This is a genomic window from Pseudomonas syringae CC1557 (genome assembly GCF_000452705.1).
GTDB classification, from domain to species: Bacteria; Pseudomonadota; Gammaproteobacteria; order Pseudomonadales; family Pseudomonadaceae; genus Aquipseudomonas; species Aquipseudomonas syringae_F.
Genome location: NZ_CP007014.1, coordinates 907883 through 923570 on the forward strand (window position 1 = coordinate 907883; position 15688 = coordinate 923570).

Genomic DNA, 15688 nt, shown 5'->3' on the forward strand with positions numbered 1-15688 from the left:
GGTGGCTCAGGTCAAGCGTATACGCCGCAATGTCAGCGGGATCATCCTGCTCGACAAGCCACTGGGCTTCACTTCCAACGCCGCGCTGCAAAAGGTTCGCTGGTTGCTCAATGCCGAGAAGGCCGGGCACACGGGCAGCCTCGACCCTCTGGCAACAGGCGTTCTGCCGTTGTGCTTCGGCGAGGCGACCAAGTTTTCGCAGTACCTGCTCGATTCGGACAAGTCCTACGAGACCCTCGCGCAACTGGGCAAGACCACCACTACTGCTGACTCCGAGGGTGATGTTCTGCTGACGCGCCCTGTGACCGTTGGTCGCGACGATATCGAAGCGGTTCTGCCGGACTTTCGCGGGAAAATCAGTCAGATACCTCCCATGTACTCGGCCCTCAAGCGTGATGGTCAGCCACTTTACAAGCTGGCTCGTGCAGGGGAAGTAGTGGAGCGCGAGCCCCGTTCTGTTACTATTGCGCGCCTGGAATTACTTGCTTGCGAAGGCGAGACAGCACGTCTGTCGGTGGATTGCAGCAAAGGCACCTACATCCGGACTCTGGTCGAGGATATTGGTGAAAAACTTGGTTGTGGTGCTTACGTGGCAGAGCTGCGCCGTACCCAGGCCGGGCCTTTTACACTGGCTCAGACGGTTACGCTGGAAGAGCTGGAGCAGGTGCATGCCGACGGCGGCAATGAAGCGGTTGACCGCTTCCTGATGCCTTCGGACAGTGGCTTGCTGGACTGGCCCCTGCTGAAGTTTTCCGAGCACAGTTCGTTTTACTGGTTGCATGGTCAGCCAGTACGCGCCCCGGACGCGCCGAAATTCGGCATGGTACGGGTGCAGGATCACGAAGGTCGCTTCATCGGTATCGGTGAAGTCAGTGAAGACGGGCGTATTGCGCCGCGTCGATTGATTCGGTCAGAGTGACCGGAACCAGTCCGTTTTCAGGCTAGCCTGCAAACGGGGTGGAACGAGGATGGCTGTCAACAGGCACGGTCATATCTCTTTTTTTAATACGAGGTTTCGTCCTCGGCCTGTTGGAAACGTTTCTCCGGAAGCGCTTCCCTGAAATAAGGATTGCCCACATGGCACTCAGCGTTGAAGAAAAAGCTCAGATCGTAACCGACTACCAGCAAGCTGTTGGTGACACTGGTTCGCCAGAAGTGCAAGTTGCACTGCTGACCGCCAACATCAACAAACTGCAAGGCCACTTCAAGGCCAACGGTAAGGACCACCACTCCCGTCGTGGTCTGATCCGTATGGTAAACCAGCGCCGCAAGCTGCTGGATTACCTGAAAGGTAAGGACGTTAGCCGTTACAGCGCCCTGATCGGTCGTCTGGGTCTGCGTCGCTAATAACGACGTTGCTAGAGGTTGGTTGTCTGTCACGATCCATCGGGTTTGCCCGGTGGTTCTGGCAGGCTCCCAGCCTCAAGTTTTATCTGGGCTGTGGAAGGGGCCGATTCCCCACGCTGCCCAAGAATTCGCAAGAAACCAGTTCCCCAAGAGCCACAAAGAAAGGTAGGAAACCGTGAACCCGGTAATCAAAAAGTTTCAGTTCGGTCAATCGACCGTAACCCTCGAGACAGGCCGTATCGCCCGTCAAGCCTCTGGTGCAGTATTGGTCACCGTTGACGACGACGTCAGCGTACTTGTGACTGTGGTCGGCGCCAAACAGGCTGACGCTGGCAAAGGCTTCTTCCCTCTGTCCGTGCACTACCAGGAAAAAACCTACGCTGCCGGCAAGATTCCCGGTGGTTTCTTCAAGCGTGAAGGCCGTCCTTCCGAGAAAGAAACCCTGACCTCGCGACTGATCGACCGTCCGATCCGTCCGCTGTTTCCAGAAGGCTTCATGAACGAAGTGCAGGTTGTCTGCACCGTCGTTTCCACCAGCAAGAAAATCGATCCGGACATCGCTGCGATGATCGGTACATCGGCTGCTCTGGCCATCTCCGGTATCCCGTTTGACGGTCCGGTCGGCGCTGCGCGCGTTGCTTTCCACGAAAGCACCGGCTACCTGCTGAACCCGACCTACGAGCAGTTGCAGGCTTCAAGCCTGGACATGGTTGTAGCCGGTACTTCCGAAGCCGTTCTGATGGTTGAATCGGAAGCCAAGGAACTGACCGAAGACCAGATGCTGGGCGCCGTACTGTTCGCCCACGACGAATTCCAGGTGGTCATCAACGCCATCAAGGAACTGGCCGCCGAAGCCGCCAAGCCTACTTGGGACTGGCAGCCGAAGCCTGAAGCGACTGCACTGCTGGGCGCTATCCGTGCCGAGTTCGGCGATGCGATCTCCCAGGCTTACACCATCACCGTCAAAGCCGACCGCTATGCGCGTCTGGGCGAACTGAAAGATCAGGTCGTTGCCAAGCTCGCTGTTGAAGACGGCAGCCCGTCTGCCAGCGAAGTCAAAGCCGCTTTCGGTGAAATCGAATACCGCACCGTTCGCGAAAACATCGTTAACGGCAAGCCACGTATCGATGGCCGCGACACGCGCACCGTCCGTCCTCTTAACATCGAAGTCGGCGTTCTGCCAAAGACTCACGGCTCGGCACTGTTTACCCGTGGCGAAACTCAGGCGCTGGTTGTGGCCACCCTGGGTACTGCACGTGATGCACAGCTGCTCGATACCCTTGAAGGCGAGAAAAAAGACCCCTTCATGCTGCACTACAACTTTCCTCCGTTCTCGGTGGGCGAGTGTGGTCGCATGGGCGGTGCCGGTCGTCGTGAAATCGGTCACGGTCGTCTGGCTCGTCGCAGCGTGCAGGCTATGCTGCCGGGCGCTGACGTGTTCCCGTACACCATTCGTGTTGTTTCGGAAATCACCGAGTCCAACGGTTCCAGCTCCATGGCCTCGGTCTGCGGTGCTTCCCTGGCACTGATGGATGCAGGTGTTCCGATGAAGGCGCCGGTTGCCGGTATCGCCATGGGTCTGGTCAAGGAAGGCGAGAAGTTCGCCATTCTGACTGACATCCTGGGTGACGAAGATCACTTGGGCGACATGGACTTCAAAGTAGCTGGTACCTCCAAAGGTGTTACCGCGCTGCAGATGGACATCAAGATCAAAGGCATCACCGAAGAGATCATGGAGATCGCCCTGGGCCAGGCTCTGGAAGCTCGCCTGAACATCCTCGGTCAGATGAACCAGATCATCGGTCAGTCGCGTAACGAACTGTCGGCCAACGCGCCGACGATGATCGCGATGAAGATCGACACCGACAAGATCCGTGACGTGATCGGCAAGGGTGGCGCAACCATCCGTGCAATCTGCGAAGAAACCAAGGCTTCGATCGATATCGAAGACGACGGCTCGATCAAGATCTTCGGCGAATCCAAGGAAGCGGCTGAAGCGGCACGTCAGCGCGTTCTGGGTATCACCGCAGAAGCAGAGATCGGCAAGATCTACGTCGGCAAGGTTGAGCGCATCGTCGATTTCGGCGCATTCGTCAACATCCTGCCGGGCAAGGACGGTCTGGTTCACATCTCGATGCTGAGCGACGCTCGCGTAGAGAAAGTGACCGATATCCTGAAAGAAGGTCAGGAAGTCGAAGTACTGGTACTGGACGTGGATAACCGCGGTCGTATCAAGCTGTCGATCAAAGACGTAGCGGCTGCGAAAGTATCCGGCGTCTGATTGATCTGATCAGCGTTTGAAAAAGGACTCTTCGGAGTCCTTTTTTTATGTGCGCAATTAAAGGGTTAGGTTTCGGTCGCGCAAAATGCTCGGTCTGAACATGCATCTTGCAAGCCTGAAACCGGGTTAGCGGGCAATCTGCACGATTCCGTAAATTAGCCGAAAATATAACTATATGATTTTAAACGGATTTTAAGGTTCTTCATGTTTGGCACAGCGATTGCGACATAACGGTTAACCCTGCAGCCATTCACCTGGCGCAGTTTTTGAGAAAAACAGGAGTTATCGTATGAAGAAGTTCGCTATCGCTGCCGCTACCGCAACTGCCCTGACTCTGACCATGGCTAACGCTGCATTCGCTCAGACCTCGGCTCAAGCGCCAATGGTTCTGGCAGCTAACACCACGACTCAAGAAGTCAAAGAAGATACTTCTGACACCTGGATCACTACTAAAGTCAAAGCTGACCTGCTGACTGAAAAAGGCATTCCTGGTTCGGACATCAAGGTTGAGACCAACAAAGGCGTGGTTTCCCTGTCCTCCATGGTAAAAGTCACCGAAGCTCAGAAAAACACTGCCGTCGCTATCACCAAGAAAATCAAAGGTGTTAAAGACGTATCGGCTGCTGGCCTGAAAGCCGAGTAATCGAATACTGCCCATGAACAACCGCAGTCATTGATTGATGGAAGGTTCATGCGAGGCTACAAGGATGTAGCCATTAAAGGCCCCGACTGAAGAGTCGGGGCCTTTTCTATTTCTGTGGCGTTTGTTTTACCGGGAAGGTGATAGAGGGATCAGCGACGACGTTTGCTATCAATCCTCACCAGGCGTCCACCCTCAAAATGCAGATACTGATACATGCCATTGTCAGGGCCGTAGATCCATTCCTCGATTTTGACGGTCTCGGACTGGCGATAATCAGTGCTGAAGCTTTCCTTTGTGCCGATCACTTCCTGACTGACCGGCTCACCGCATTTCTGCTGAACCTCGAATGTCCGGTCACCGGTGCTGATCAACTGGCTGCCGCATCGCAAGGTTGATGCCGCATGGGCAGGTAAGACGACTGCCCCGGCCATTGCGGCCAGGGTCAGGCTGATCAGCATCTTGATTCGCATCTGTGGCAACGGGTTCATTCACTGTCCAGGTGGAGTGGGCTGATGACTTTACCATCTGGCTGAGCCTGTCCGAGGCGTGCGTCGACGAAGTACACGCGAGCGTCTTCAAGCTTGCCCTTGTCCACCAGATAATCCTTGATGCTGCTGGCTCTGCTCTGGCCCAGCTCACGCAGCAACACCTCATTGCCGCTCCAGAACGTGAGCACCGCAGCGCGCATCTGGCTGGCGCGTTGTTCCTTGCTCAGGTTGGCCCATTCTGCGGGCGGTTGCTGTTTCAGGCGCGTACGGTAAATGCCTTCCAGCATCGGCGCTTTTTCAGCATCCGGAACCTCGATCAAGCCAGCCTTGGCCGGGACCTTGTCGCCACGCCGCTGGAGGATCTTGTAATACGTGTACTGATATTCCCGCTCCAGTCGCTGCTGCGCTATCAACGGGCCGTCGCTGCTGGCAGCGCTGGTGCCTTCGATCTCCAGCTTAAGGTCCGGACGCGCCTTGAGGGCGGCCGAGAGCTTGTCCAGCGCACGTTGTGTCTCGACCGACAACTCGCTGGTGCCCGGCGCGAAACTCACGCTGCCGAGGTCCTCGGAGCTGCCGCCTGAAACCAGGCTGCCCAGCATCTTGAAAGGCGCCTGTGCCGCACGCAGCACGAGATTGCGCAGCGTTTGCCAGACAATCGGCATCACGCTGAACTGCGGGTTGTTGAGGTCGCCTTCGATAGGCAGCTCAAGCGAAATCCGTCCCTGCGTGTCCTTGAGCAGCGCCACGGCCAATCGTATAGGCAGGTCCAGCGCGTCCGGGCTGTCGACCCGCTCACCCAGTTGCAGCTGTTCGATCAGGACCTTGTTCTGCGCCTTGAGCTGGCCTTTGGTGATCAGGTAATGCAGATCCAGATTGAGCCGGCCCTTGCGAATCCGGAAGCCTGCGAATTTTCCGGAATAGGGCGTCAGGTTGGTCAGCTCGACCCGCTTGAAGCTGGTGGTGATGTCGAGGCTGGCCATCGGATCGAAAGGGTTGAGGCTGCCTTTGATGGTCACAGGTGCGTAACGGTCGACCTTGCCTTCGATATCGACCGGAGCAGGCGTGGCCTTGCGGTTGTCGATGGTGCCGATGCGACCGTTGAGTTGTTGCACGGCCGTCGCGAAGTTGGGCGTCAGGGTCATGTCGGCAAAGTTTGCCGAGCCATCCTTGATGTTCACTTCGCCGACATAGATCGCCAGCGGATTGTCTTTTTTTGCCTTGGGCTGTGTTTGGGCTGCCTTCGGCTTCGGAGCTTTCTTGTCGTCCGGCTGTGGAATCAGCAGGTCATCGATGTTGGTGGTGCGGTCTTCGTTGATCATGAAGCGCGCATACGGCTGACTCATGTTCACCTTGGCAATCGAAAGTCCGGTGCCATGCTGATAATCCAGCCCTTCAAGGTCCAGTTGCTGCCACTTGAGGAAGTCGCGCTGTTTGACGGTATCAAGTGTGTGCAACTGACTGACCTGCGCTTTACCGGTCACGCCGAACGCCAGTGGCTCGGTACTCTTCAGATTGACGGCCAGGTCGCTGCCCAGCATGCCACTGCGCAGTTCAAGAAGAATGAACGGGCTGATATAGGCCTGAGCCAGTCGCAAATCGATGTCACGGGTCGTCACGTTCAAGCGCGCGCTGACCGGGTTCAGATTAACGTCGCCGGATGCGGTCAGATTGCCCTGTTTGCCCAGTCCGGTGTCGAGCTTGAGGGTAAAGGGTGATGTGTTCAGGCTGTCGAAATTCTGAATATCCACATTCAGCGGGCCGACATCCAGTGCAACAGGTTCCTTGGGGACGCGATCCGCGAGGTGGACCATATAGTCGCGCAGTTGCACATCGCGCAGCAGCACTTGCCACGGTTTGCTCGGCGTTGCCCTTTGGGCGCTGGCATTGCCAGGTGCGGGTTCCGCCGCTTTTTCGTCCACCGCCGGTTTTTGCGACGCGGCAGGCTTGTCCGGTTGACTGGCGAACAGTTTCTGCCAGTCCAGTTGCCCGTCGCTTTCGCGTGCGGCCCAGGTTTCCAGCTTCTGGCTGCGAATCTTGCCGACAGTTACCTTTTGCTTCGCCAGGTCTACTGATGTATCGCTCACATCCAGGCGTTGCAGACGCACCAGAGGGCGTCCGTCAGGCGTGTTCAACGCAAAGGGCGAGACGCTGGCCGAAAGGTTGGTCAATTGAAGCTCGGTTTCCTTGGCCAGATTGAGCTTGTAGGCGGTACTGAAATTTAGCACGCCATCCTCAAGAGCCAGCGGCAGCGCATCACGCACGTAGGGCCACCACAGCTTCATTTTGCCGTCGGTGACTTTCAGCGTGCCTTCGGAGGCGATCGGCACCAGGCTGATGCGACCCACCCAGTCGATCTGTCCGCCGTCGGGCCCGGCCGCGACCAGGGTCATGTCGGCATTGTCTTCCGGCAGGGTGCTGAGGTTCTTGAGTTCGAAATTCAACGCGTCGTAGAGGAATTCGATGGGTGCGCCTGGGCGCATGTCCTGAAAGTGCACGTAACCGTCAGCCAGCTTGATCTCGCCGATGCGCAATGGAAACGGCTTGCTCGGCGGTTCGTCCGGGGTCGGCTCGCTGGCAGGCAGCTTGAACAGTTGCGCCAGGTTGAGCTGACCTTGCTTGTCAAATAACAGTTCGGTCTTGGGCTTGATCAGCTCGACGCGCTGCAAATGCAGGGCTCGGGTCCAGAGGCTGTCGATCTGCAGATTGGCGTAGAGCTTTTCGAACGCGACCTGTTCTTTGCCGGGTGTGCCGATGTTCAGGCCCCAGAGGGTCAGTTCCAGTGTGTAGGGATTGAACTCCAGGCGTTCCAGCTTGGCCGGCACGGTTGAATAATTGGCCAGTTGTTGATTGGCAATGCGCAGAGCGACACCGGGAAGGATGAAGAAACCCAACAGGCTATAGAGCACGAGCACAGCCAGCACGGAGCCAAGTGTGTATTTCAATCCTCTGGACATGGGCAGCGGCGTCTCTCTCTTTTGGAGGTGCTTGGAGTATGGCATGCCTGTTCGGTTCCCAAGGCAGTGCCGCTCTGGCTTGTAGGATTTTTCATGATTCAGGCGGCATATTTAAGCGGCTTGAGGCAGGTGGCTGATCAGAGTTGCAGAATCAGGGTTTTCAGTGGCGGTTGGCCGTCCTTCGACGGGAAGTCCTCGGCAGGCAGCATCATTTGCCAATCGCGCACCGGACGACCGGCCTTGCTGGCGCAACGCAGGACCTGCTCGCGCCAGTCCTGCATGCTGACCTTCGCCAGATTGTTGCAGCAGATCAGCACGCCATCGTTTGCCGTTGTAAGCAGTGCAGGTTTGAGCAGGCTTTGATAATCGCGCAACAGATCGACCGTGCCGAACGCGCTTTTGGCCCAGGCGGGCGGGTCGAGCAGGACCAGGTCGTATTGGCGCTGATCCAGCTTTACATGGCTCGGCAGCTTCTGGCTGCGGCGGGCGGCGACCGGCAGGCCGGCGAGTTGACGGATGGCCGGAAAATAGTCTGACTGGATGAATTGCATGGTCGGGAGTTGCGGGTTGAGCGCGCCGTTTTCGCGGCCCACGGCCAGATTGCCCTCGGCAAAATCCAGGTTGCACACTTCGCTCGCGCCACCGGCTGCGGCACTCAGGCCTACGCCGCAGGTGTAGGCGAACAGGTTCAGCACGCGCTTGCCTGCGCTGTTCTGCTTGACCCAGCCCCGTGTATTGCGCAGGTCGAGAAACAGCAACGGGTCTTGCCCGGCATGCCGCCCGCGGACCCGATAATTGAGCCCCCACTCGCGACCGACATGGTCTGCCAGCGCCGCTTCGTCGGCCTTGTAGATGGCGTCCTGACGATCTACCCGCGAGTTGCCTTGTGAGCGGTCGTTATAGACCAGCAGCGTCTCCAGACCCAGACGCGCATTGACCTGCGCATGCAGCTCCAGCAACGCATCACGCTCCAGCCCTGTGTGAAAACTCTGCACCAGCAATTGCGGGCCATAGCGGTCGATGGTCAGGCCGCTGGCGCCTTCCTGACTGCCGTGAAACAGGCGATAGCAGTCGGTGCCTTGCAGGTGCAGTTCGGCAAGCAGCGAATCACGGTTGTCGAGGGCGACGCTAAGCGCCTGATTCAAGGAAGACATGCAAAGCGTCCCGGACGGCAATAAAGGCGCGGGAGTTTACCAGTTACCGGCTGCGCGCGGTTTTTGAGTCTTCTTGATTCGCTGAATAACTGTCAGGCCTGTCATACAGCGCCAACATTGTCCTGCTAGGTTGCTGTTTTGCCTGTCAGTGAGGGGATACCCGTGAGCCAGTTCGATCTCAAGCGTCGTCGTGTCATCCAGGCCGTCGGGACCGTGGGTGCCGGTCTGCTGTTACCCGGTGTTGCACCGGCAGTCATTGCCTCGGTGCAGGACCGCCCGAAAATGACTGACGGCGTGCAGTCCGGCGATGTGTTCGGCGACAAGGCGATAGTCTGGAGCCGCAGCGACCGGCCTTCGCGTATGGTCGTCGAGTGGGACACGCGCAGCATGTTCACCCAGCCACGGCGTGTGGTGTCGGCGTTGGCTGATCAGCGTACTGACTTCACGGCCCGCGTCGAACTGAGCGGGTTGCCGGTCGATCAGGCGATTTTCTACCGCGTTTCGTTCGAGGACGCGCAGAGCGGTGTCGCCAGCGAACCGTGGTTTGGTCATTTGCGCAGCACGCCCCAACAGCGTCGGGACATCCGCTTCGTCTGGAGTGGCGATACGGTGGGGCAGGGTTTCGGGATCAACCCTGATATCGGTGGCATGCGCATCTACGAAGCCATGCGCCTGCGCTTGCCGGACTTCTTTATCCACAGCGGCGACACGATCTACGCCGACGGCCCGGTGCCGGAGCAGCTCACCACCGAAGGCGGTCGGATCTGGCGCAACATTACCACCGAGGCGAAAAGCAAGGTCGCGGAGACGCTTGACGAATACCGGGGCAATTACCGCTACAACCTGATGGACGAAAACCTGCGCCGCTTCAACGCTGAAGTGCCGCAGGTCTGGCAGTGGGACGATCACGAGGTGACCAACAACTGGTCACCCAGCAAGCAGCTTGATGACCGCTACAAGGTCAAAGACATCCAGTTACTGTCCTCCCGCGCACGTCAGGCGTATCTGGAGTACGCACCACTGCGCCTGCAAGCGGCGGATAACGGCGGGCGCATTTATCGCAAGATTCCCTATGGCCCCATGCTCGACGTGTTTGTCCTCGACATGCGCAGCTACCGCGACGGCAACGATGCCAATCTGGCTGACAAGCCTGGTCCGACCACTGCATTCATGGGCCGTGAACAACTGGACTGGCTCAAGCGCGAGCTCAATGGCTCGCGCGCGCAGTGGAAAGTGATCGCCGCAGACATGCCCATCGGCCTTGGCGTGCCGGATGGCGAGGTGAGCCCCGGTGTGGCGCGTTGGGAGGCCATCGCCAACGGCAATGATGGACCGGCGCTGGGGCGTGAGCTGGAGGTCGCCGAGTTGCTGGCGTATCTGCGTACGCAGAAAATTCGCGATTGCGTGTGGCTGACAGCTGATGTGCATTACTGCGCTGCGCATCATTACCAACCGGATCGGGCGGTGTTTCAGGATTTCGATCCGTTCTGGGAGTTCGTGGCCGGGCCATTGAATGCGGGCAGCTACGGTCCCAACGTGCTGGACAAGACGTTCGGGCCTGAGCTGGTGTTCCAGAAAGCGCCTCCCGCGCAGAATACTTCGCCGTTTGCGGGTTATCAGTTCTTTGGCGAAGTGAACATCGATGGGCAAACCGGTGAGATGACAGTCGCTCTGCGGGATCTGGACGGCGTGTCGGTGTTCGAGCGCAAGCTACAGCCTGTGAAGGAAGTCAGCCGAATTGTCTGACAGGTAGCGGGCTACAGGCTCGTAGGGTTTCCTGAAAATCCCTGCAACATGCTCGGCATGGGTGGCTTATCATGAGCCACCTAATGATGGATCGGGTACGTTGCATGCTGGCTATCTTTCTCGAAACCCTGAACATCACTGCCCCGGTATTCGCCATGCTGTTTCTGGGCGTGTTCCTCAGGCGTATTGGCGCGATCAATGACGGGTTCATCGTTGCGGCCTCTGGGCTGGTATTCAATGTCACCATGCCGGCATTGCTGTTTCTGGGCATCATCCACGCGGACCTGCGCACGGCACTGCAGCCCAAACTGTTGATCTTTTTCAGCCTTGCCACGCTGCTGAGTTTCGCGTTCGTCTGGGTCTGGGCAGTCTGGCGTTGCCCGTATGAAGAGCGTGGCATCTACGTTCAGGGCGCGTTCCGTGGCAATAACGGCGTGATCGGCCTGGCCCTGGCGGCCAGCATGTACGGCTCGTACGGCATCTCGCTGGGTGCCATCCTCGCGGCGCTGGTCATCGTCTTCTACAACACGCTGTCGACTGTGGTGCTGGCGGTCTATAGCCCGGTGATCAAGTCCGACCCATGGAGCATTTTCAAAAGTGTGTTGGCCAACCCGCTGATCATCAGCGTGATCATTGCCTCGCCCTTTGCTTATTTCAGTATCGGCCTGCCCAAATGGCTGGAAACGTCCGGTAGCTATCTGGCGCAGATGACGCTGCCTTTGGCGCTGATCTGTATCGGCGGCACGCTGTCGCTGGCGTCACTGCGCAAGAGCGGCGAACTGGCCGTCAGTGCCAGCGTCATGAAGATGGTCGCGTTGCCGGTGCTCTGCACGCTGGCCGCATGGTTGGTCGGCTTTCGCGGCCCAGAGCTGGGGATTCTGTTTCTGTATTTCGGCAGCCCGACCGCTGCCGCCAGTTACATCATGGCGCGCACGGCAAACGGCAACTACGAACTGGCGGCGGCAATCATCGTGATCACCACGCTGGCCGCGGCAGTCACCACCAACGTGGGGATTTTCATCCTGCAATGGGGTGGCTGGATCTAGTCCGGTTTGACGTAACTGTCGATCACTTCCTGAGCCGCACGAAACGCATCGATGGCTGCGGGTACACCGGCGTACACCGCGCAGTGCAGCAGCGCTTCGCGAATTTCTATGACCGTGCAGCCGTTGTTCAGTGCGCCACGAACATGGCCTTTCAGCTCTTGCGGGCATTTGAGGGCGGTGAGGGTGGCCAGGGTGATCAGGCTGCGGGTTTTCAGCGGCAGGCCGTCACGACTCCAGACGCTGCCCCATGCGTGTTCGTTGACGAAGTCCTGCAGGGGCTGGCTGAAATCGGTGGCATTGCCCAGTGCGCGGTCGACGTAGACATCGCCCATTACCTGGCGGCGGATCTGTTCGCCTTCGCTGATCGTGTTGTCTGTCATGGCGTTTCTCCTCTGATTGATACAGATTGAAATCAGTGCTGGCGTCGCCATGCACGCACGGTGCGCCAGGCGACAATGATGCCCAATAGCGGTAGAACCAGCCTCAGCATCCAGCCCTCAAGCCTTTCGGCCAACACCATGCCGGTACTTATCGACGCGATGTGCAAGCCGTAGGTCAGGTACAAAGCCAACAGCAGCAGGCCTTCGATGCGGTCTATTCGGTGACCGGAATAGAACAGCGGTACGCAAAGCAGCGACACGCCCAGCATGATAGGTAAATCGAACACCAGTGCGTTGGGCGATATCGTCAGCGGCACTGGCGCAACCAGCGCGGTCACGCCCAGCACCCCGAGCAGATTGAACAGGTTACTGCCGATTACGTTGCCGACCGCAATGTCGCGTTCGCCGCGCAGTGTTGCGATCAGCGAGGCCGTCAGCGCGGGCAGCGAGGTGCCTATGGCAATCACGGTCAGGCCGATAATGCGCTCCGACAGCCCCAGATGGATGGCAATCACCACCGAGGCATTGACCAGCAGATGCCCACCAGCGGTCAGCATCAGCAAGCCCGCCGCCAGCATCAGCATGCGCGTAAAGGTGCGAGGTTTTTCCTTGATGTCGGCATGACCGTGGCGCGGACTATGGCCTCCCTGGCGCACGATGATGAACAGGCAGACCAGCAATCCGACCAGCAGCACTGCGCCGTCGAACCTGCTGAACTCACCGTTCCAGGACATGCCGATAGCCAGCAGGCACGCGCCGATCATCAGCGGTATGTCAATGTGTAGCACTTGGCGCGCCACCCGCAACGGAATGATCAAGGCGCACAGGCCGAGGATCACCAGCACGTTGAATATGTTGCCGCCGATGACGCTGCCCACCGCAATGTCGGTGTTGTCCGAGAAGGCAGCTTGCAGGCTGACGGCCATTTGCGGGGCGCTGGTGCCCATTGCCACGACGGTCAGGCCGATGATCAACGGCCTGACCTTGAAAATGGCGGCCAGGTGTACGGCCGCGCGCACCGACAAGTCCGCCCCGATCAGCAGGAGAAGAAAGCCGCCGAACATCTGAATGAGGGCGGGAGCGGGCAGGGCCGATAGCTGGAGAATATGCGTGTCCTTGGTGGGAGTTTAGTCGAGGGCCTGAACGCGGACAGGCGCCGTGCCGCTGCGCAGCATACCTAGTTGTTCGGCTGCTTCGCGAGAGACATCGATCAATCGGCCACGCGTATGAGGGCCGCGATCATTGACGCGGACGACCACTGACTTGTCGTTGTTCAGGTTGGTGACCTTGACTCGCGTACCAAACGGAAGCTGCCGGTGCGCGGCGGTCAGGGCATTCTGATTGAAAGGCTCGCCGCTGGCAGTGCGGTTACCACCGCCGTAATAAGCGGCGGTGCCGGTCTCATCGTAACCGTGAGGGTCGATGATGTGATTGGCGCAGCCAGCCAGTAAGGTCAGCAGGCTGCAGGCAAAAAGAAGTCGGCGCATGGTCAAAGGTCCTGAGTGCCGTTGGCTTGGGGGTTCTACACGTCCCTATGACGCTAGTGCCAATGCTCGCGTTGGCTCACAACTCTGTGCCTAAGCGCGCATTAAACATCGGACGCAGAGCGTCCAGAAATGCGTACCCACGCGGAGCGCGGGTACGATCATCAGCGTTGAGATGATCAGCCCTGACGCTCGTGCCAATGCTTCGCGTTGGCATGCATCTCGTGACGCTCCGCGTCACAATTCTGTGCCGCACCACGCACTCGACATCGGACGCAGAGCGTCCAGAAATGCGCTCCCACGCGGAGCGCGGGGACGATCATCAGCGTTGAGGTGATCAGCCCTGACGCTCGTGCCAATGCTCCGCGTTGGCATGCATTTCGTGACGCTCCGCGTCACAATTCTGTGCCGCACCACGCACTCGACATCGGACGCAGAGTGTCCAGAAATGCGCTCCCACGCGGAGCGCGGGTACGATCATCAGCGTTGAGATGATCAGCCCTGACGCTCGTGCCAATGCTCCGCGTTGGCATGCATTTCGTGACGCTCCGCGTCACAATTCTGTGCCGCACCACGCACTCGACACCGGACGCAGAGTGTCCAGAAATGCGCTCCCACGCCCTGCCGGCAGAAGCCTGCATGCCCTATTTTTCGGGTTCATTGGACTTGCATATAACACTTGGTCCAGGGCTTGGGAGCGATGGTGAATCGAGCGTTCAGCCCTCCAGCTTGGCCTTCAGCAGTTCGTTGACCTGTTGCGGGTTGGCTTTGCCTTTGGAAGCTTTCATGGCCTGGCCGACGAAGAACCCGAACATCTTGCCGCGCTTGGCTTCATCAGCCGCACGATACTGTTCGACTTGCTCCGCGTTGGCAGCCAGTACATCGTCGAGCATCGATTCGATGGCGCCGCTGTCGGTTACCTGCTTCAGGCCGCGCTTCTCGATGACTTCATCGGCGCTGCCTTCACCATTGGCCATCGCTTCGAAGACCATTTTCGCGATCTTGCCCGAGATGGTGTTGTCGGTGATGCGTTTGAGCATGCCACCCAACTGCTCAGCGCTGACTGGCGATTGTTCGATCTCGACACCCTGCTTGTTCAACAGGCTGCCCAGCTCGACCATGACCCAGTTGGCTGCCAGCTTGGCGTCGCCGCTGATGCTGACTACTTTTTCGAAATAGTCAGCCTGCTCGCGGCTCGACGCCAGCACGCTGGCGTCGTAGGTCGACAGGCCGAACTGGCTCTGGAAGCGTTCGCGTTTCTGCGGTGGCAGTTCCGGCAACGTGGCGCGGGTTTCTTCAAGGAACGAATCCTCGATGATGACCGGCAACAGATCCGGGTCGGGGAAGTAACGGTAATCGTTGGCTTCCTCCTTGCTGCGCATGGCGCGGGTTTCGTTGGTGTTCGGATCGTAAAGGCGCGTCTGCTGGATGACCTTGCCGCCGTCTTCGATCAGGTCGATCTGGCGCTGGATCTCGCTGTTGATCGCCTTCTCGATGAAGCGGAACGAGTTGACGTTCTTGATCTCGCAGCGGGTACCGAACTCGATCTGACCCTTGGGGCGAATCGACACGTTGCAGTCGCAACGCAGCGAGCCTTCGGCCATGTTGCCGTCACAGATGCCGAGGTAACGGACGATGGCGTGGATGGCCTTGACGTAGGCCACGGCCTCCTTGGCACTGCGCATGTCCGGCTCGGAAACGATCTCCAGCAGCGGCGTGCCGGCGCGGTTCAGGTCAATGCCGGTCATGCCCTGGAAGTCTTCGTGCAGGCTCTTGCCTGCGTCTTCTTCAAGGTGCGCGCGGGTGATGCCGATGCGCTTGACCGTGCCGTCTTCCAGAGTAATGTCCAGGTGGCCCTTGCCGACGATCGGCAATTCCATCTGGCTGATCTGATAACCCTTGGGCAGGTCAGGGTAGAAGTAGTTCTTGCGGGCGAACACGTTGTGCTGGCCGATCTCGGCATCCACCGCCAGGCCGAACTTGACGGCCATGCGCACGGCTTCCTTGTTCAACACCGGCAACACACCCGGCATGCCCAGATCAACGAGGCTTGCCTGGGTGTTGGGCTCGGAGCCGAACGTAGTGGCGCTACCGGAAAAAATCTTTGATTGGGTCGAAAGCTGGGTATGAATCTCCAGCCCGATGACGACTTCCCATTGCATGTG

General features: G+C 58.6%; 13 protein-coding genes. 6 read left to right on the forward strand and 7 right to left on the reverse strand.

All coding sequences use genetic code 11. The features are described 5' to 3' along the window. Nucleotide 1 precedes the first annotated feature (1 nt). The 4 genes from truB to N018_RS04285 all read left to right on the forward strand — a co-directional run bounded on the left by truB (nucleotide 2) and on the right by N018_RS04285 (nucleotide 4271). Nucleotides 2-919, forward strand: a complete 918-nt coding sequence (gene truB / locus N018_RS04270; RefSeq protein ID WP_024644273.1) for a tRNA pseudouridine(55) synthase TruB — start codon at nucleotides 2-4, stop codon at nucleotides 917-919. Nucleotides 920-1077: 158 nt separating this feature from the next. Then, nucleotides 1078-1347 (forward strand): 30S ribosomal protein S15, encoded by a 270-nt coding sequence (rpsO, locus tag N018_RS04275; RefSeq protein ID WP_002555121.1) that lies wholly within the window; start codon nucleotides 1078-1080, stop codon nucleotides 1345-1347. A gap of 175 nt (nucleotides 1348-1522) precedes the next feature. Then, the gene (gene pnp / locus N018_RS04280) at nucleotides 1523-3628 is read left to right on the forward strand and encodes a polyribonucleotide nucleotidyltransferase (RefSeq protein WP_007249019.1); all 2106 of its coding nucleotides are present in this window, start codon (nucleotides 1523-1525) and stop codon (nucleotides 3626-3628) included. A 289-nt stretch (nucleotides 3629-3917) separates the two neighbouring features. Next, nucleotides 3918-4271 (forward strand): BON domain-containing protein, encoded by a 354-nt coding sequence (locus tag N018_RS04285; protein ID WP_002555119.1) that lies wholly within the window; start codon nucleotides 3918-3920, stop codon nucleotides 4269-4271. A gap of 149 nt (nucleotides 4272-4420) precedes the next feature. On the opposite strand, the gene N018_RS04290 is transcribed toward N018_RS04285, so the two are convergent. From N018_RS04290 to N018_RS04300, 3 genes are all read right to left on the reverse strand, one after another. Then, on the reverse strand, nucleotides 4421-4759 hold the full coding sequence (locus N018_RS04290; RefSeq protein WP_025388916.1) for a DUF2845 domain-containing protein: 339 nt from the start codon (nucleotides 4757-4759) through the stop codon (nucleotides 4421-4423). Next, nucleotides 4756-7713: a DUF748 domain-containing protein gene (locus N018_RS04295; RefSeq protein WP_025388917.1), complete on the reverse strand. Its 2958-nt coding sequence runs from the start codon at nucleotides 7711-7713 to the stop codon at nucleotides 4756-4758. Before N018_RS04295 ends, N018_RS04290 begins: the two co-directional genes overlap by 4 nt. Before the next feature lie 137 nt (nucleotides 7714-7850). Continuing rightward, on the reverse strand, nucleotides 7851-8867 hold the full coding sequence (locus N018_RS04300) for a class I SAM-dependent rRNA methyltransferase (protein ID WP_025388918.1): 1017 nt from the start codon (nucleotides 8865-8867) through the stop codon (nucleotides 7851-7853). A gap of 162 nt (nucleotides 8868-9029) precedes the next feature. On the opposite strand from N018_RS04300, the gene N018_RS04305 reads away from it, so the two are divergent. Continuing rightward, on the forward strand, nucleotides 9030-10613 hold the full coding sequence (locus N018_RS04305) for an alkaline phosphatase D family protein (protein WP_024644277.1): 1584 nt from the start codon (nucleotides 9030-9032) through the stop codon (nucleotides 10611-10613). Between the two features lie 104 nt (nucleotides 10614-10717). Next, nucleotides 10718-11659 (forward strand): AEC family transporter, encoded by a 942-nt coding sequence (locus N018_RS04310; RefSeq protein WP_024644278.1) that lies wholly within the window; start codon nucleotides 10718-10720, stop codon nucleotides 11657-11659. Here the strand turns inward: N018_RS04310 and N018_RS04315 are convergent. The 4 genes from N018_RS04315 to gatB form a co-directional block, all read right to left on the reverse strand. Continuing rightward, nucleotides 11656-12039, reverse strand: coding sequence for a carboxymuconolactone decarboxylase family protein (locus N018_RS04315; protein ID WP_024644279.1), 384 nt, complete (start codon nucleotides 12037-12039; stop codon nucleotides 11656-11658). The two genes, N018_RS04310 and N018_RS04315, sit on opposite strands and share 4 nt — an antisense overlap. 32 nt (nucleotides 12040-12071) lie before the next feature. Then, nucleotides 12072-13103: a calcium/sodium antiporter gene (locus N018_RS04320; protein WP_024644280.1), complete on the reverse strand. Its 1032-nt coding sequence runs from the start codon at nucleotides 13101-13103 to the stop codon at nucleotides 12072-12074. Between the two features lie 63 nt (nucleotides 13104-13166). Further along, on the reverse strand, nucleotides 13167-13526 hold the full coding sequence (locus N018_RS04325) for a septal ring lytic transglycosylase RlpA family protein (protein ID WP_025388919.1): 360 nt from the start codon (nucleotides 13524-13526) through the stop codon (nucleotides 13167-13169). A gap of 713 nt (nucleotides 13527-14239) precedes the next feature. Beyond that, nucleotides 14240-15685, reverse strand: a complete 1446-nt coding sequence (gatB, locus tag N018_RS04330) for an Asp-tRNA(Asn)/Glu-tRNA(Gln) amidotransferase subunit GatB (protein WP_025388920.1) — start codon at nucleotides 15683-15685, stop codon at nucleotides 14240-14242. Nucleotides 15686-15688: the final 3 nt, after the last annotated feature.